The sequence below is a fragment of the Streptomyces sp. AM 2-1-1 genome, assembly GCF_029167645.1.
In the GTDB taxonomy this organism is placed as follows: Bacteria; Actinomycetota; Actinomycetes; order Streptomycetales; family Streptomycetaceae; genus Streptomyces.
Window position 1 is genome coordinate 5,446,150 of sequence record NZ_CP119147.1, and the last position, 16,876, is coordinate 5,463,025.

The following is a 16,876-nucleotide window of genomic DNA, read 5'->3' on the forward strand; positions in this document are numbered from 1 at the left end:
CAGTGCCGTCCAAGGAACCGCCGCGCCGCCGTGTGCCCGGCCCCGCACACCCCCGGAGGGCCGCGGGCGGCACGGGACGCCCCCGGCCGCCCGCCCGGCCCGAGGCACGCCGCCCGCACCCCCCGTCCGGCCGGAACCGCCCCGGGCCGCGCTCCCTGCGCCTGGGCAACCCGCGCCCCCGGCTGCGCCTGGTCAGCCTCGGCCTGACCCTCGTCATGCTGGTCTTCGTGGGCCGGCTCCTCCAGGTCCAGGCCATCGACGCGCACGCGTACTCGGCCAAGGCCCGGGAGAACCGCTACCTGGAGTACACCGTCGCCGCCGAACGCGGCGAGATCACCGACCGCAACGGGATCGCGCTGGCCACCAGCGTCGACGCGTACGACATCACCGCCGACCCCAAGATGTTCACCCCCGCCGAGAGTGAGATCCCCGACGCCCCCGAGCAGGCGGCCGCCCTGCTCGCCCCGATCCTCGGCAAGGACGCGGCCACGCTCACCGCGCAGCTCTCGAAGTCCGGCAGCCGCTACACCGTGCTCGCCCGGCGGCAGACCCCGCAGGTCTGGAAGCAGATCAAGGACCTCAAGGCGGTCCTCGCGGAGAAGGCGTCCGCGGCCGGCGCGGAATCCAACGCGCTGGCGGGCGTCTTCCAGGAGCCGACGACCAAGCGCGTCTACCCCAACGGCGATCTCGCCGCCGGGATACTGGGATTCGTCAGCGCCGACGGCAAGGGCGGCGGCGGTCTGGAGTCCCAGCTGAACGAGGAGCTCTCCGGCCAGGACGGGAAGATCAAGTACGCCCAGTCGGGTGGCCGCCGGGTGCCCACCGCCGGCGCCAAGGAGATCCCGGCGGTCGAGGGCACCGACATCGAGCTCACCATCGACCGGGACATCCAGTGGGCCGCCCAGCGGGCCATCACCGACCAGGTCGCGAAGTCCAAGGCGGACGGCGGTTACGTCGTCGTGCAGAACACGAGGACGGGCGAGCTGCTGGCCATGGCCAACGCACCCGGCTTCGACCCGAACGACCTCTCCGCGGTCGACGCCGGCTCCCTGGGCAACGCGGCGCTCCAGGACGTCTACGAGCCCGGCTCCACCGCCAAGGTGATGTCGATGGCCGCCGTGCTGGAGGAGGGCGTCGCCACCCCGGCCACGCACGTCACGGTGCCCAACCGGCTGCACCGCGGGGACCGGCTCTTCAAGGACGACATCGACCACAAGACCTGGTACCTCACGCTCAACGGCGTCCTGGCCAAGTCCAGCAACATCGGCACCATCCTGGCGACCGGTCAGCTCGGAAAGACCCAGCCCGAGGCGAACAGGGTCCTCTACTCCTACCTCCGCAAGTTCGGCATCGGCAGCCCCACCGGTCTCGGCTACCCCGGCGAGTCGGCGGGGCTCCTCACCAGGCCCCAGGACTGGTCGACCTCGCAGCAGTACACGATCCCCTTCGGCCAGGGCCTCTCGCTCAACGCGGTCCAGGCCGCCTCGGTCTACTCCACCATCGCCAACGGCGGGGTACGGATCGCCCCCACGCTGGTGCGCGGCACCAAGGGAGCCGACGGCCGCTACACGCGGGCGGCGGAGCCCGAGGAGACCCGGGTGGTCAGCGAGAAGACGGCCAGGGAGCTCTCCGCCATGCTGGAGTCGGTCGTCGACGACGAAGAGGGCACCGGCACCAAGGCGCGCATCCCGGGGTACCGGGTCGCGGGCAAGACCGGTACCGCCAACCGGGTGGATCCAGTCAGTGGTGTCTACGACGGCTACACCGCCTCCTTCGCCGGGTTCGCGCCCGCCGACGATCCGCAGATCACCGTCTACTGTGCGATCCAGAACCCCACCCGGGGCGACTACTTCGGCGGCCAGATCTGCGGACCGATCTACAAGAAGGTCATGGAGTTCGCGCTGAAGACCCTCCAGACCCAGCCGAGCGGCACCGCCCCGCCCGGACTGCCGGTCTCCTTCGCGCCGGGCGGCTGAGACGGCCGGGCGAGGGGGCGCGGGAGCGCCGCGGCGCGCGCCGGGCGGACGGAGGCGTTCCGCCCGGCGCCGCCGCACCGCGCGCCGGATCCGGCCGTGACCTCGTACGGACCAGGGGAGCACCAGTGACCACCATCACCCCCGATCCGGGGAACCGGAACGAGAAGTTCCGCAACCCCGGCCCCTCGCTTGGCGACAGCCCGGGTCAGCCCGGTACGCTCACCGCCGTGCCCCACGCTGATCAGTACCGAATCACCCAGAAGGACGCCCCCGTGAACTACCCGGGAGCGCCCCGACCGGAACGGCTGCGGCCGGTCCCCCTCGACGGGCCCGCGGCCCGCCTCGGACTCGAACCGCCCACTGCGGCGGAGGTCACCGGCATCACCCACGACTCCCGGGCCGTCCGCCCCGGCGACGTGTACGCCGCCCTGCCCGGTGCGAAGCTGCACGGCGCCGACTTCGCGGCCCAGGCGGCCGGGCTGGGCGCCGTCGCGGTCCTCACCGACCCGAGCGGCGCCGAACGCGCCGCCGCCACCGGTCTGCCGGTGCTGGTCGCCGAGGACCCACGCGCCGTCATGGGCGGCCTCGCCGCCGAGATCTACGGCAGCCCGGGCGCCGGCCTGCTCCAGATCGGGATCACCGGGACCTCCGGCAAGACCACCACCGCCTACCTCGTCGAAGGCGGCCTGCGGGGCGCCGGGCGCACCACCGGGCTCATCGGCACGGTCGAGACGCGCATCGGCGACGAGCGGATCAAGTCCGAGCGCACCACCCCCGAGGCCACCGACCTCCAGGCCCTCTTCGCCGTCATGCGCGAACGCGGGGTCGAGGCCGTCGCCATGGAGGTCTCCAGCCACGCGCTGGTGCTCGGACGGGTCGACGGCTGCGTCTTCGACGTCGCCGTCTTCAACAACCTCAGCCCGGAGCACATGGAGTTCCACTCCGGCATGGAGGACTACTTCCAGGCCAAGGCGCGGCTCTTCACCCCGGAGCGCAGCAGGCGAGGGGTCGTCAACTACGACGACGCGTACGGCCGCAGGCTCGTCACCGAGGCGGGCGTCCCCGTCACCACCTTCTCCGCCGAAGGGCACCCGGACGCCGACTGGCGGGCCGAGGACGTCGAAGTCGGCCCCCGGGACAGCACGTTCACCGTCGTGGGGCCGGAGGGCGAGCGGGTCACCGCCCGGGCCCCGCTGCCCGGCCCGTTCAACGTGGCCAACAGCCTCGCCGCGATCGTCACCCTGGCCGTCGCCGGCATCGACCCGCAGACCGCCGCCGACGGCGTCGCCGCCGTCCCCGGGGTCCCGGGGCGGCTGGAACGCGTCGACGCCGGGCAGCCGTACCTCGCCGTCGTCGACTACGCGCACAAGACCGACGCCGTCGAGTCGGTGCTCCGCTCGCTGCGCAAGGTGACCCGGGGCCGGGTGCACATCGTGCTGGGCTGCGGTGGCGACCGTGACACCACCAAGCGCGCGCCGATGGGCGCGGCCGCGGCCCGCCTCGCCGACACCGCCGTACTGACCTCCGACAACCCCCGCTCGGAGGACCCGCTGCGCATCCTCTCCGCGATGCTGGCGGGCGCCGCCGAGGTGCCGGTCCACGAGCGCGGCGACGTCCTGGTCGACGCCGACCGGGCCGCGGCCGTCGCCGCCGCCGTCGCCCGCGCCGAACCCGGTGACACCGTCCTCGTCGCCGGGAAGGGCCACGAGCAGGGCCAGGACGTCCACGGGGTGGTACGCCCCTTCGACGACCGCGAGGTCCTGCGCGCCGCCATCGCGCGGTCCCTGGGGCGTCCCGGCGCCGAGTCCGCCGTCCCCTCCCCGCAGCAGCACGAAGCCCACCACGAGAACAACAGTCAGGGATGACCAAGTGATCGCCCTCTCCCTCGCCGAGATCGCCGAAATCGTCGGCGGGCAGCCGCACGACATACCGGACATGGCGGCCACCGTCGACGGTCCGGTGGTCATCGACTCCCGGAAGGTGGAGCGCGGCAGCCTGTTCGCCGCGTTCGTCGGTGAACAGGTCGACGGCCACGACTTCGCCCGGGGCGCCGTGGCGGACGGCGCCGTCGCGGTGCTGGCCACCCGCCCCGTCGGGGTGCCCGCGATCGTCGTCGACGACGTCGTCGCGGCGCTCGGCGCCCTCTCCCGCCACGTCGTCGAACGCCTCGGGGTCCCCGTCGTCGCCCTCACCGGCTCGGCCGGCAAGACCTCCACCAAGGACCTCATCGCGCAGCTCCTGGAGCGCATGGGGCCGACCGTCTACCCGGCGGGCAACCTCAACAACGAGATCGGCCTGCCGGTCACGGTGCTGCGCGCCACCGAGGAGACTCAGCACCTCGTGCTGGAGATGGGCGCCCGGTACATCGGTGACATCCGCTACCTCACCGGACTGGTCCCGCCCCGGATCGGTCTCGTCCTCAATGTCGGCACCGCCCACATCGGTGAGTTCGGCGGCCGGGAGCAGATCGCCCAGGCCAAGGGCGAGATGGTCGAGTCGCTCCCCGAGGACGGTGTCGCGGTCCTCAACGCCGACGATCCGCTCGTGAGCGCCATGTCCTCCCGGACCGCGGCGCGGGTCCTCACCTTCGGGGAGTCGCCAGAAGCGGACGTACGGGGAGAGAACGTGCGTCTCACGGCGGACGGGCGCCCCGCGTTCAGCCTTCACACACCCACCGGGTGCAGCGAGGTGACCATGCGCCTGTACGGTGAGCACCACGTGTCGAACGCGCTCGCCGCGGCCGCCGTCGCCCATGAGTTGGGCATGCCCGTACACGAGATCGCCGAGGCGCTCTCCGAGGCGGGCTCCCTCTCCCGCTGGCGCATGGAGGTCACCGAGCGTCCGGACGGTGTGACGTTCGTCAACGACGCCTACAACGCGAACCCCGAATCCATGAGAGCCGCACTCCGTGCGCTGGCCGCCATGGGCCGGGACCGGCGGACCTGGGCGGTGCTCGGTGAGATGGCCGAGCTCGGTGACGAGTCGCTCTCCGAGCACGACGCGGTCGGACGGCTTGCCGTCCGGCTCAACGTCAGCAAGCTCGTCGCGGTCGGGGGAAGAGAAGCCTCCTGGCTGCAACTGGGCGCTTACAACGAGGGTTCGTGGGGTGAGGAGTCGGTGCACGTGTCCGACGCACAGGCGGCCGTCGACCTGTTGCGCAGTGAACTGCGCCCGGGAGACGTCGTGCTGGTGAAGGCGTCCCGGTCGGTCGGCCTGGAGAAGGTCGTCCAGGCACTGCTGGAGAACTCGACCGAGGGCGAGGTCACCGGCCGATGAGGCAGATCCTCTTCGCGGGGGCCATCGGGCTCTTCCTGACCCTGGTCGGTACCCCGCTGCTCATCAAGCTGCTCGCCCGCAAGGGCTACGGGCAGTTCATCCGGGACGACGGCCCGCGCACGCACGGCAGCAAGAAGGGCACGCCCACCATGGGCGGCATCGCCTTCATCATGGCGACGATCATCGCGTACGTCGTGGCGAAGGTGGTCACCGGTGAGGAGATGCGGTTCTCCGGCCTCCTGGTGCTCTTCCTGATGGCGGGGATGGGGCTCGTCGGCTTCCTGGACGACTACATCAAGATCGTCAAGCAGCGTTCGCTCGGGCTGCGGGCCAAGGCGAAGATGGCCGGCCAGCTGATCGTCGGCATCGCGTTCGCGGTGCTCTCGCTCCAGTTCGCCGACGTCCACGGCAACACCCCGGCCTCCACGCGGCTCTCGTTCGTCGAGGACTTCGGCTGGTCGATCGGGCCGGTGCTCTTCGTCGTGTGGGCGCTCTTCATGATTCTCGCCATGTCCAACGGCGTGAACCTGACGGACGGTCTGGACGGCCTCGCCACCGGCGCGTCGGTGATGGTCTTCGGCGCCTACACCTTCATCGGCCTCTGGCAGTTCCAGGAGTCCTGCGCCAACGCGATGGAACTCACCAACCCGAGCGCCTGTTTCGAGGTGCGCGACCCACTCGACCTCGCGGTCGTCGCCTCGGCGCTGATGGGTTCCTGCTTCGGCTTCCTGTGGTGGAACACCTCGCCGGCCAAGATCTTCATGGGTGACACCGGTTCGCTCGCACTCGGCGGCGCCCTCGCGGGCCTCGCCATCTGCTCGCGCACCGAGTTCCTGATGGCCGTCCTCGGCGGTCTCTTCGTGATGATCACCATGTCCGTCGTCATCCAGGTCGGCTCCTTCAAGATGACCGGCAAGCGGGTCTTCCGGATGGCGCCCCTCCAGCACCACTTCGAACTCAAGGGGTGGTCGGAGGTGCTGGTGGTGGTCCGCTTCTGGATCATCCAGGGCATGTGCGTGATCGTCGGTCTCGGACTCTTCTACGCGGGATGGGCAGCCAAGAAGTGAGTGACGCCAAGGGGGCCGACTGGCGGGGGAAGCACGTCACGGTCGCCGGACTCGGGGTCAGCGGGATCCCCGCAGCCCGGGCCCTGCACGGACTCGGGGCGCTGGTCACCGTCGTCAACGACGGCGACGACGAGCGCTCCCGCGCCCAGGCGGCCGGCCTGGAGGCGGAGGGGATCACCGTCCGCCTCGGCGACGGCGACACGCTGCCCGGCTCCACCGAACTGATCGTCACCGCCCCCGGCTGGAAGCCCGACAAGCCGCTCTTCCTCGCGGCCGCGGCGGCCGGTGTCCCCGTCTGGGGCGACGTCGAACTCGCCTGGCGGCTGCGGGGGGTCAAGGGCGGCGAACCGGCCCCCTGGCTCGCGGTGACCGGTACCAACGGCAAGACCACGACGGTCCGGATGCTCGCCTCCATCCTGGAGGCCGCCGGGCTGCGCACCGCGGCCGTCGGCAACATCGGCGTCTCCCTGCTGGACGCCGTGCTCGGCGAGGAGAGCTACGACGTCCTCGCCGTCGAGCTCTCCAGCTACCAGCTGCACTGGGCGCCCTCGGTGCGCGCCCACTCCGCGACCGTGCTCAACCTGGCCCCGGACCACCTCGACTGGCACGGCTCCATGGAGGCGTACGCCGCCGACAAGGGCCGGATCTACGAGGGCAACACCGTCGCCTGCGTCTACAACGCGGCCGACCCCGCCACCGAGGAACTGGTGCGGGGAGCCGACGTGGAGGAGGGCTGCCGGGCCATCGGCTTCACCCTCGGCACACCCGGGCCCTCCCAGCTCGGCGTCGTCGACGGCATCCTCGTCGACCGCGCCTTCGTCACCAACCGGCAGAAGCAGGCCCAGGAGCTGGCCGAGGTCGCCGACGTCGACCCGCCCGCCCCGCACAACATCGCCAACGCCCTCGCCGCCGCCGCGCTGGCCCGCGCCTTCGGCGTGAAGCCCGCCGCCGTCCGCGACGGCCTGCGCGCCTTCCGTCCCGACCCGCATCGCATCGAGCACGTGGCGGACGTCGCCGGGGTCGCCTACGTGGACGACTCGAAGGCCACCAACACCCACGCCACCGAAGCCTCCCTCGCCGCCTACGAGCCGATCGTCTGGATCGCCGGCGGCCTCGCCAAGGGAGCCGCCTTCGACGAGCTGGTGAGCGGTGCCGCCGAGCGCCTGCGCGGCGTGGTCCTCATGGGCCGCGACCGGGCCGTAATCCGCGAAGCCCTGACGCGACACGCGCCCGAGGTACCCGTGGTCGACCTGGACCGGACCGACACTGGGGCCATGTCCGAGGCGGTCGCCGAGGCCGCACGCCTCGCCCGCCCGGGCGACACCGTGCTGCTGGCTCCGGCCTGCGCCTCGATGGACATGTTCACCAACTACAACGAGCGGGGCGACGCGTTCGCGGACGCGGTCCGCGCACTCGCCGGCGACAGCGCCTGACAGGACCGGCCCCCGGGCCGTACCGTCCTGACCGGACGGCTCGGGCCGGAGGCCGCACGCCCGGAGCCCGGGCGGGCGTGCCGCCGCCCCGGGCACGATCAGCGGAGGGGACAGCGACTATGCCGGCCGATGAGGGTCCCGACGCCCGGGGGCGGGTCCGCGCGCGGACGCACGCGACGAGGACCGGCGCCTTCCGCACCCGTCCGCTCCCCGCGTACGGCTCGCCCGGGGCCGGGGTGCCGACGCACCCCGGGACGGCTCTGCGGGGACGTCTCGCCACCGGCTCCGGCCGCCGCCCCCAGCAGCCCCGCACCCCGGGACGGGCCGCCCCCGCCTCCGGCGACCCCCGCGGCGGTGGGGTGCGCCGGGCCTACGAGCAGGCACGGCGGGCCTGGGACCGCCCCCTGACCGCGTACTACGTCATCCTCGGCTCCAGCCTGCTGATCACCGTGCTGGGCCTCGTGATGGTCTACAGCGCCTCCATGATCAAGGCGCTGGAACTCGCCAAACCGAGCACCTACTTCTTCCGCAAGCAGTTCCTGGCCGCCGTCATGGGAGCCGGGCTGATGCTGCTGGCCGCCCGCATGCCGGTCAAACTCCACCGCGGGCTCGCCTACCCGATGCTGCTCGGCACGGTCTTCCTGATGGCGCTGGTCCAGGTTCCCGGGATAGGGAAGTCGGTCAACGGCAACCAGAACTGGCTCTACATCGGCGGACCGTTCCAGCTCCAGCCCAGCGAGTTCGGCAAGCTGGCCCTGGTGCTGTGGGGAGCCGACCTGCTCGCCCGCAAACAGGACAAGCGGCTGCTCACCCAGTGGAAACACATGCTGGTGCCGCTGATCCCGGTCGCCTTCATGCTGCTCGGCCTGATCATGCTCGGCGGCGACATGGGCACCGCGATCATCCTGACCGCGATCCTCTTCGGCCTGCTCTGGCTGGCCGGGGCGCCCACCCGGCTCTTCGTCGGGGTGCTCGGCTTCGCCGCGGCCATCGCCGTCCTGCTGATCAAGACCAACCCGAACCGCATGTCCCGGCTCGACTGCGTGGGCGTCAGCGAACCGGACGCCGCAGGCGGCTGCTGGCAGGCCGCGCACGGGATCTACGCGCTCGCGTCCGGCGGCTGGTTCGGATCCGGACTCGGCGCCAGCGTGGAGAAATGGGGGCAACTTCCCGAACCCCACACCGACTTCATCTTCGCCATCACGGGTGAGGAACTGGGGCTGGCGGGCACTCTGTCGGTGCTCGCCCTCTTCGCGGCTCTAGGCTATGCGGGTATCCGCGTGGCCGGACGCACGGAGGACCCCTTCGTGAGGTACGCCGCGGGAGGTGTGACGACGTGGATCACCGCGCAGGCTGTGATCAACATCGGTGCGGTGCTCGGCCTGCTGCCGATCGCCGGTGTCCCGCTCCCGCTGTTCTCCTACGGGGGGTCGGCCCTGCTGCCGACCATGTTCGCGATCGGGCTGATGATCGCCTTCGCGCGGGACGAGCCCGGCGCGAGAGCGGCCCTGGCCATGCGGAGGCCCGGGGTGAGATGGAAGACGATGAGACGGCGTGTCACCAGGCGCCCGTCCGGAGAGCGGTGAATTTCGGTGCATGTCGTACTCGCCGGCGGGGGGACCGCCGGCCACATCGAGCCCGCGCTTGCCCTCGCAGACGCCCTGCGCAGGCAGGACCCGACCGTGGGCATCACCGCCCTCGGCACGGAACGCGGCCTGGAAACCAGGCTCGTACCCGAGCGGGGGTACGACCTGGCGCTCATCCCGGCCGTACCGCTGCCGCGCAAACCCACACCGGAGCTGATCACCGTGCCGGGCCGGCTGCGCGGCACCATCAAGGCCGCCGAGCAGATCCTGGAGCGCACCAAGGCCGACTGCGTGGTCGGCTTCGGCGGTTACGTGGCGCTGCCCGGGTACCTCGCCGCCAAGCGCGCCGGCGTCCCGATCGTCGTGCACGAGGCCAACGCGCGCCCCGGGCTGGCCAACAAGATCGGCTCCCGGTACGCCCACGGCGTCGCCGTCTCCACCCCCGACAGCAAGCTGCGCGGCGCCCGCTACATCGGCATCCCGCTGCGCCGCACCATCGCCACCCTGGACCGGGCGCGGGTGCGCCCGGAGGCGCGGGCGGCCTTCCGGCTCGACCCCAACCTGCCCACCCTGCTGGTCTCCGGCGGATCGCAGGGCGCCCGCCACCTCAACGAGGTGGTCCAGCGGGTCGCGCCGCTGCTCCAGCGCTCGGGCATCCAGATCCTGCACGTGGTCGGCCCGAAGAACGAATTGCCGCGCATCGACAACATGCCCGGTATGCCGCCCTACATCCCGGTACCGTACGTGGACCGGATGGACCTCGCGTACGCGGCGGCCGACATGATGCTCTGCCGCGCGGGCGCGATGACCGTGGCCGAACTCTCCGCCGTCGGGCTGCCCGCCGCCTACGTCCCGCTGCCGATCGGCAACGGCGAACAGCGGCTCAACGCCCAGCCGGTGGTCAACGCCGGCGGCGGTCTGCTGGTCGACGACGCGGCCCTCACGCCGGAGTGGGTGCAGGCCCAGGTCCTCCCGGTGCTGTCCGACCCGCACCGGCTGTACGAAATGTCGCGGGCCGCGGCGGAGTTCGGCCGGCGTGACGCCGACGACCTGCTCGTCGGCATGGTGTACGAGGCGATTGCCGCGCGCCGCAAGGCGTGAGGCTGGGCGGGCCCGGGGCGTGGTTCCCGGGCCCGGCGAAGGAGCGAGCGTGGCCGGACCGACGACCGCCCAGCGCGGTTCAGGGCAGCAGGCGGACACCCCGGCGCGCGCGCCGCACGCCGGCCCCGGAAAGGGCGGGTCCGCCCGGCGCAGGGCACTGGTCCTCGGCGCCGCCGGGACCGCCCTGTGCGCCGGAGGGCTGGCGTGGGCGCTGTGGGGCTCCTCCTGGCTCCGGCTGGAGCGGGTCGGCGTCAGCGGCACCGACGTCCTCTCCGGGGCCGAGGTGGAGGCGGCGGCGGCCGCTCCGGTGGGCTCGCCGCTCGTCTCCGTGGACACCGGCGCGCTGGAGCGGCGGCTGCGGCAGAAGTTGCCCCGTATCGACACCGTCGTCGTCACGCGTTCCTGGCCGCACGGAATCGACATCGAGGTCATCGAGCGCAAGCCGGTGCTTTTGCTGGAAAAGGGTGCGAAATTCACCGAAGTGGACGCCCAAGGTGTGCGTTTCGCCACCGTGGACCGTGCGCCCGGGGGTGTTCCTCTGCTGGAATTGGCGCCGGAGCGGTCCGCGAGTCTGCGGCGCTTCGGCAGTGACCGTCTGTTGCGGGGAGCGGTCGAAGTGGCCGGTGACCTCCCCGCCGCCGTCGCCCGGGACACCAGGGTCGTGCGCGTCACCTCGTACGATTCGATTTCCCTGGAGCTGACGCGTGACCGGGAAGTGTTCTGGGGCAGTGGTGAACAGGGCGCGGTGAAGGCGAAAGTCCTGACGGCCCTGATGAAAGCGGCACCCGAAGCAGGACACTTCGACGTGAGCGCGCCCACCGCTCCCGCTGTTTCGGAGAGTTGACGCCCATGCGGGCTGACCAGCACCCTGGTTGGTCATCGCTACGGGTGATCACATAGGGTGAAAAGAAAAACGGGAGGTTCGGCGTGTTCGTTGAACGCGCGCCACTTGTCGACTTAGTGTCCTGTTCGGAAGAGTCCAGCAAGCAGACACACTGGTAACCCTAAACTTCAGCGTTAGGGTTTGGGTCGGCGTTCGGACCGTCCCCATCGACATCCGTCGTCGCGGCGGGCCACCGCAGAGCGACGACACGTAAATCGAGGCGAGAGGCCTTCGACGTGGCAGCACCGCAGAACTACCTCGCAGTCATCAAGGTCATCGGTGTCGGCGGCGGTGGTGTCAATGCCATCAACCGAATGATCGAGGTCGGTCTCAAGGGCGTCGAGTTCATCGCGATCAACACGGACGCGCAAGCGCTGTTGATGAGCGACGCCGACGTCAAGCTCGACGTCGGCCGCGAACTCACCCGGGGCCTCGGCGCCGGGGCCAATCCGGCAGTCGGTCGCAAGGCGGCAGAGGACCACCGTGAAGAGATCGAGGAGGTCCTCAAGGGGGCCGACATGGTCTTCGTCACCGCAGGAGAGGGCGGCGGCACCGGCACCGGCGGCGCACCCGTCGTCGCCAACATCGCGCGCTCGCTGGGCGCCCTGACGATCGGTGTGGTCACCCGCCCGTTCACCTTCGAGGGCCGTCGGCGCGCGAACCAGGCGGAGGACGGCATCGCCGAACTCCGCGAAGAGGTCGACACCCTCATCGTCATCCCCAACGACCGGCTGCTGTCCATCTCGGACCGCCAGGTGAGCGTGCTCGACGCGTTCAAGTCGGCCGACCAGGTACTGCTCTCGGGTGTCCAGGGCATCACCGACCTCATCACCACCCCCGGTCTCATCAACCTCGACTTCGCCGACGTCAAGTCGGTCATGTCCGAGGCGGGTTCGGCGCTCATGGGCATCGGCTCGGCGCGCGGCGACGACCGTGCGGTGGCCGCCGCCGAGATGGCGATCTCCTCGCCCCTGCTGGAGGCGTCCATCGACGGCGCCCGGGGCGTGCTGCTCTCCATCTCCGGCGGCAGCGACCTCGGTCTCTTCGAGATCAACGAGGCCGCCCAGCTGGTGAGCGAGGCGGCCCACCCGGAGGCGAACATCATCTTCGGTGCGGTCATCGACGACGCGCTGGGCGACGAGGTGCGGGTCACCGTGATCGCGGCGGGCTTCGACGGCGGTCAGCCGCCGGCCCGGCGCGAGAACGTGATCGGCGCCGGTGCCGCCAAGCGCGAGGAACCCGCGCCGCCGGCCCGCCCCGAGCCGGTCCGGCACTCCGCCGGACTCGGTTCCGTGCCGGTCCGCGAGGAAGCGCCCGCCGAGCCGGCGCCGGTCGCGAACGACGGCTCGCAGTCGCCGGTCGCCCCGCCGCACGTGCCGACGGCCCGCCCCTACCAGGAGACCCAGGCCGAAGAGCTGGACGTACCGGACTTCCTGAAGTGATAGACCGGCACCACACGGCTCCAGCGGTTTCAGCGGTACCCGCAGCGCATCCGTCCGGCGGCGCCGGCGCCCACTTCGCCTTCACCGACAGGTGGGGCGGGGTGAGCGCCGCCCCGTACGGGTCGCTGAACCTCGGCGGCGCGGTCGGAGACGACCCCGCCGCCGTGGTCGCGAACAGGGCCCGCGCGGCCGGCGCCCTCGGCTTCGCTCCGGAGCGGGTCGTCTGGATGAACCAGGTGCACGGCCGTGAGGTCGCCGTGGTCGACGGGCCCTGGGGCCCGGACCGCGAGATCCCGGCGGTGGACGCGCTGGTGACCGCCCGGCGGTCGCTGCCGCTCGCGGTGCTCACCGCGGACTGCGTGCCGGTCCTGCTGGCCGATCCGGTCGCCGGGGTCGTCGGGGCGGCGCACGCCGGGCGCCCCGGCCTCGTCGCCGGAGTCGTCCCCGCCACGGTGGAGGCGATGCTCGCCCTCGGTGCCGAAGCCTCCCGGATCGTCGCCCGTACCGGGCCGGCGGTCTGCGGCGGGTGTTACGAGGTCCCGGCCGCCATGCGGGACGAGGTCGCCGAGCGCGTCCCCGCCGCCCGGGCCGAGACCCGGTGGGGCACTCCGGCGGTGGACGTCGTCGCCGGAGTCCACTGGCAGCTCGACGCCCTCGGGGTGCGTGGTGCGGAGCGCTCGCCGTTCTGCACGCGGGAGTCGGACGACCACTTCTCGTACCGGCGCGACCGCACCACCGGACGGCTCGCCGGATACGTCTGGCTGGACGAGGACCCCCGGGGCGACCGGAGCCGCGAGGACGCACAGGACCACGAGGACGCAGCATGACGGACCGCAGCACGGAACTCGCCGAGAACCTGGGCCGGGTGGAGGAACGTATCGCCTCCGCCTGCGCCGCGGCCGGCCGGTCGCGGGACGAGGTCACCCTCATCGTGGTCACCAAGACCTACCCCGCGAGCGACGTGCGGATCCTGCACGGACTGGGTGTGCGTCAGGTGGCCGAGAACCGGGATCAGGACGCTGCCCCGAAGGCCGCCGATTGTTCGGATCTGCCGCTCACTTGGCACTTCGTCGGTCAACTTCAGACCAACAAGGTTCGTTCGGTTGCACGTTATGCCGATGTGGTGCAGTCGATCGACCGGATCAAGCTCGTTCGCGCACTCTCGGCGGCCGTGGACGGAGAGCGGGAACGCGAACTCGGCTGCCTCGTCCAGGTCGCCCTCGACGCCGGCGACGGCGAACGCGGCGACCGGGGCGGCGTCGCCCCCGGGGACGTGGCGGAGCTCGCCGACGCGGTCGCGGCGGCACCGGGCCTCAGGCTCGACGGCCTGATGACGGTCGCGCCGCTCGCCGGCCCGTACGCGGGACGGCAACGGGCCGCTTTCGAGCGGCTGATGGAAATCTCATCCCGCCTGCGCGCCGACCATCCGACTGCGAACATGGTCTCCGCGGGGATGAGTTCGGACCTCGAGGACGCCGTGGCGGCCGGAGCGACACATGTACGCGTCGGTACTGCGGTGCTCGGAGTCCGACCCCGGCTCGGGTAACGTCGCGAAGAAGGTCGGACCACAGCAGAAAATATGGTCATTCCCGCTCAGTACGGGGCAGACCACCGTGGATCGCTGGCACTTGGTGACGATTGCCGATCCACCACAGAGCGGAGGACTCGGAGCATGGCCGGCGCGATGCGCAAGATGGCGGTCTACCTCGGCCTCGTGGAGGACGATGGGTACGACGGTCCGGGGTTCGACCCCGACGATGAATTCGAACCCGAGCCGGAGCCCGAGCGGGACCGGCGCAGGCATCAGCCCGCGCATCAGGTGGAGCGCGAACGGGACGAACCGGTACGAGTGGTGCAAACCCCCGCGCCGCGCGAGCCTGTTCAGCTCCCCGCGGAGAGCGTGCGACCCGCCCGGATCGCACCCGTGGCATCCATCACACCTGAGCGCCCCAACCTGGAGAAGAACGCACCCGTGATCATGCCCAAGGTCGTCTCCGAGCGGGAGCCGTACCGCATCACCACGTTGCACCCCCGGACCTACAACGAGGCCCGTACCATCGGGGAACACTTCCGCGAGGGCACTCCGGTGATCATGAATCTCACGGAGATGGACGACACGGATGCGAAGCGACTTGTCGACTTTGCCGCGGGACTGGTCTTCGGACTTCATGGCAGCATTGAGCGCGTGACGCAGAAGGTGTTCCTGTTGTCGCCTGCTAACGTCGATGTAACGGCGGAGGACAAGGCCCGCATCGCTGAGGGCGGGTTCTTCAACCAGAGCTGAGAACACGACACGGGAACGACCCGGCCGGGAGGCCGGAGCTACGAGAGCCAGGGGAGAGGGAAGCGCGGTCATGGGCGTCGCACTCGAGGTGGTCAGCATCGTGCTGACGTGCTTCCTCATCGTGCTGATCTTCCGGCTGGTCATGGACTACGTCTTCCAGTTCGCGCGCTCATGGCAGCCGGGCAAGCCGATGGTGGTCGTTCTTGAGGCCACCTACACGGTCACCGATCCACCGCTCAAGCTCCTGCGGCGGTTGATTCCGCCGCTGCGTCTCGGGGGCGTGGCACTCGACCTGTCCTTCTTCGTTCTGATGATCATCGTCTACATACTGCTCAACCTCGTGGGTCGCATTGCGAGCGGCGTGTGAACGATACGGTCTTGCCGACTGCCGACGACTACGTAGAGGTGAAGAAGAGATGCCGCTGACCCCCGAGGACGTGCGGAACAAGCAGTTCACGACCGTCCGCCTCCGAGAAGGCTATGACGAGGACGAGGTCGATGCCTTCCTCGACGAGGTCGAATCCGAGCTGACGCGCCTGCTCCGCGAGAACGAGGACCTGCGCGCGAAGCTCGCAGCGGCGACCCGTGCCGCCGCGCAGAACCAGCAGCAGCAGGCCATGCGCAAGCCGCCGGAGCAGCAGCAGCAGGAGAGGCCCGGGGCTCCCGTGCCCGCCGCCATATCGGGTCCGCCGGTCCAGCAGCAGCCCCCGCAGATGGGTCCGCCGCAGCTGCCCGCCGGTCCCAGCGGCCATGGCCCCCAGGGTCAGCACGGCCCCGGCCCGCAGGGCCAGCACGGCCCCGGTCCCATGCAGGGCGGCCCGATGGGCGGCTCCATGGGCGGTCCGATGGGCGGCTCCATGGGTGGCCCGATGGGCGGTCCCATGGGTGGTCACGCACCCCAGCAGATGCAGCAGCAGATGCAGCCCATGCAGCAGATGCAGCAGCCCATGCAGCAGATGCAGCAGCCCGGTCAGGGCCCCGGCGGCGACAGCGCCGCCCGTGTCCTCTCGCTCGCGCAGCAGACCGCCGACCAGGCGATCGCGGAGGCCCGCTCCGAGGCCAACAAGATCGTCGGCGAGGCGCGCAGCCGCGCGGAGGGACTGGAGCGCGACGCGCGGGCGAAGGCCGACGCGCTGGAGCGGGACGCGCAGGAGAAGCACCGCGTGGCGATGGGCTCGCTGGAGTCGGCCCGCGCGACGCTGGAGCGCAAGGTCGAGGACCTGCGCGGCTTCGAGCGCGAGTACCGCACGCGTCTGAAGTCGTACCTGGAGAGCCAGCTGCGCCAGCTGGAGACCCAGGCGGACGACTCGCTGGCCCCGCCGCGGACCCCCGCCGCCGCGTCCCTGCCGCCGTCGCCCTCGCTGGCTCCGGCCGGTGCCGGTGCGATGGGTCACGGCATGGGCGCCGGCAACCACGGCGGCCCGCCGATGGGCGGCAACCCGTCCATGGGCCCCGGTCCGTCGTTCGGTGGGCAGCAGCAGATGTCACCCGCGATGACGCAGCCGATGGCGCCGGTGCGGCCGCAGGCGCCGCAGCCGATGCAGCAGGCACCGTCGCCGATGCGCGGCTTCCTCATCGACGAGGACGACAACTGACCGGCTCGCGCTCGCGGAGCGCGTAGCCGTCGGCAGGCTGAGGGCCGGGCCCCGGGGATCTCCCCGGGGCCCGGCCCTTTTCGTGTGTCTGCCGCGCGCCGCGTGCTTACCCGCCACCCGCCCCCGGAGTCCGCCGCCCGTCGCCCGCCGGCCCGTGCGGCGCGGCCGGTCACCGGTCCCGGGGACGCCGAAGGCCCGGCGGGAGAGCCGCCGGGCCTTCGGACGGACGCTCC

General features: G+C 71.5%; 14 protein-coding genes. All 14 read left to right on the forward strand.

Going from position 1 to position 16,876, the window contains the following annotated elements; genetic code table 11:
• Positions 1–2 precede the first annotated feature (2 nt).
• Positions 3–1,976, forward strand: coding sequence for a penicillin-binding transpeptidase domain-containing protein (locus PZB77_RS23795; protein WP_275494655.1), 1,974 nt, complete (start codon positions 3–5; stop codon positions 1,974–1,976).
• Between the two features lie 272 nt (positions 1,977–2,248).
• On the forward strand, positions 2,249–3,841 hold the full coding sequence (locus PZB77_RS23800; RefSeq protein ID WP_275496189.1) for a UDP-N-acetylmuramoyl-L-alanyl-D-glutamate--2,6-diaminopimelate ligase: 1,593 nt from the start codon (positions 2,249–2,251) through the stop codon (positions 3,839–3,841).
• 4 nt (positions 3,842–3,845) lie between these two features.
• Positions 3,846–5,252, forward strand: a complete 1,407-nt coding sequence (murF, locus tag PZB77_RS23805; protein WP_275494656.1) for a UDP-N-acetylmuramoyl-tripeptide--D-alanyl-D-alanine ligase — start codon at positions 3,846–3,848, stop codon at positions 5,250–5,252.
• Complete coding sequence (gene mraY / locus PZB77_RS23810; RefSeq protein WP_275494657.1) at positions 5,249–6,319, forward strand: phospho-N-acetylmuramoyl-pentapeptide-transferase; 1,071 nt, start codon at positions 5,249–5,251, stop codon at positions 6,317–6,319. The genes murF and mraY overlap by 4 nt, the downstream gene beginning before the upstream one ends.
• Positions 6,301–7,752 carry a UDP-N-acetylmuramoyl-L-alanine--D-glutamate ligase gene (murD, locus tag PZB77_RS23815; RefSeq protein WP_275494658.1) on the forward strand — a complete coding sequence of 484 codons (1,452 nt, stop codon included), beginning with the start codon at positions 6,301–6,303 and terminating at the stop codon, positions 7,750–7,752. The genes mraY and murD overlap by 19 nt, the downstream gene beginning before the upstream one ends.
• Positions 7,753–7,871: 119 nt before the next feature.
• Complete coding sequence (ftsW, locus tag PZB77_RS23820; protein ID WP_275494659.1) at positions 7,872–9,338, forward strand: putative lipid II flippase FtsW; 1,467 nt, start codon at positions 7,872–7,874, stop codon at positions 9,336–9,338.
• Between the two features lie 6 nt (positions 9,339–9,344).
• A complete protein-coding gene (murG, locus tag PZB77_RS23825; protein WP_275494660.1) occupies positions 9,345–10,439 on the forward strand; it encodes an undecaprenyldiphospho-muramoylpentapeptide beta-N-acetylglucosaminyltransferase in 1,095 nt (364 codons plus the stop codon).
• A gap of 49 nt (positions 10,440–10,488) precedes the next feature.
• Complete coding sequence (locus tag PZB77_RS23830) at positions 10,489–11,283, forward strand: FtsQ-type POTRA domain-containing protein (protein ID WP_275494661.1); 795 nt, start codon at positions 10,489–10,491, stop codon at positions 11,281–11,283.
• A 275-nt stretch (positions 11,284–11,558) separates the two neighbouring features.
• Positions 11,559–12,764 carry a cell division protein FtsZ gene (gene ftsZ, locus PZB77_RS23835; RefSeq protein WP_275494662.1) on the forward strand — a complete coding sequence of 402 codons (1,206 nt, stop codon included), beginning with the start codon at positions 11,559–11,561 and terminating at the stop codon, positions 12,762–12,764.
• A complete protein-coding gene (gene pgeF / locus PZB77_RS23840; protein WP_275496190.1) occupies positions 12,764–13,591 on the forward strand; it encodes a peptidoglycan editing factor PgeF in 828 nt (275 codons plus the stop codon). The genes ftsZ and pgeF overlap by 1 nt, the downstream gene beginning before the upstream one ends.
• Positions 13,588–14,310, forward strand: a complete 723-nt coding sequence (locus PZB77_RS23845) for a YggS family pyridoxal phosphate-dependent enzyme (protein ID WP_275494663.1) — start codon at positions 13,588–13,590, stop codon at positions 14,308–14,310. Before pgeF ends, PZB77_RS23845 begins: the two co-directional genes overlap by 4 nt.
• A 126-nt stretch (positions 14,311–14,436) precedes the next feature.
• Complete coding sequence (sepF, locus tag PZB77_RS23850; protein WP_275494664.1) at positions 14,437–15,048, forward strand: cell division protein SepF; 612 nt, start codon at positions 14,437–14,439, stop codon at positions 15,046–15,048.
• A gap of 70 nt (positions 15,049–15,118) precedes the next feature.
• On the forward strand, positions 15,119–15,415 hold the full coding sequence (locus tag PZB77_RS23855; protein WP_275494665.1) for a YggT family protein: 297 nt from the start codon (positions 15,119–15,121) through the stop codon (positions 15,413–15,415).
• Between the two features lie 49 nt (positions 15,416–15,464).
• Positions 15,465–16,643 carry a DivIVA domain-containing protein gene (locus PZB77_RS23860; protein WP_275494666.1) on the forward strand — a complete coding sequence of 393 codons (1,179 nt, stop codon included), beginning with the start codon at positions 15,465–15,467 and terminating at the stop codon, positions 16,641–16,643.
• The last annotated feature ends 233 nt before the right edge of the window (positions 16,644–16,876 follow it).

What these genes read in the sequence shown, in the direction of transcription:
- mraY (WP_275494657.1), top strand. Translation starts at nt 5,249, where the DNA reads ATGAGGCAGATCCTCTTCGCGGGGGCCATCGGGCTCTTCCTGACCCTG.
- murD (WP_275494658.1), top strand. Translation starts at nt 6,301, where the DNA reads ATGGGCAGCCAAGAAGTGAGTGACGCCAAGGGGGCCGACTGGCGGGGG.
- ftsW (WP_275494659.1), top strand. Translation starts at nt 7,872, where the DNA reads ATGCCGGCCGATGAGGGTCCCGACGCCCGGGGGCGGGTCCGCGCGCGG.
- PZB77_RS23845 (WP_275494663.1), top strand. Translation starts at nt 13,588, where the DNA reads ATGACGGACCGCAGCACGGAACTCGCCGAGAACCTGGGCCGGGTGGAG.
- sepF (WP_275494664.1), top strand. Translation starts at nt 14,437, where the DNA reads ATGGCCGGCGCGATGCGCAAGATGGCGGTCTACCTCGGCCTCGTGGAG.
- PZB77_RS23855 (WP_275494665.1), top strand. Translation starts at nt 15,119, where the DNA reads ATGGGCGTCGCACTCGAGGTGGTCAGCATCGTGCTGACGTGCTTCCTC.
- PZB77_RS23860 (WP_275494666.1), top strand. Translation starts at nt 15,465, where the DNA reads ATGCCGCTGACCCCCGAGGACGTGCGGAACAAGCAGTTCACGACCGTC.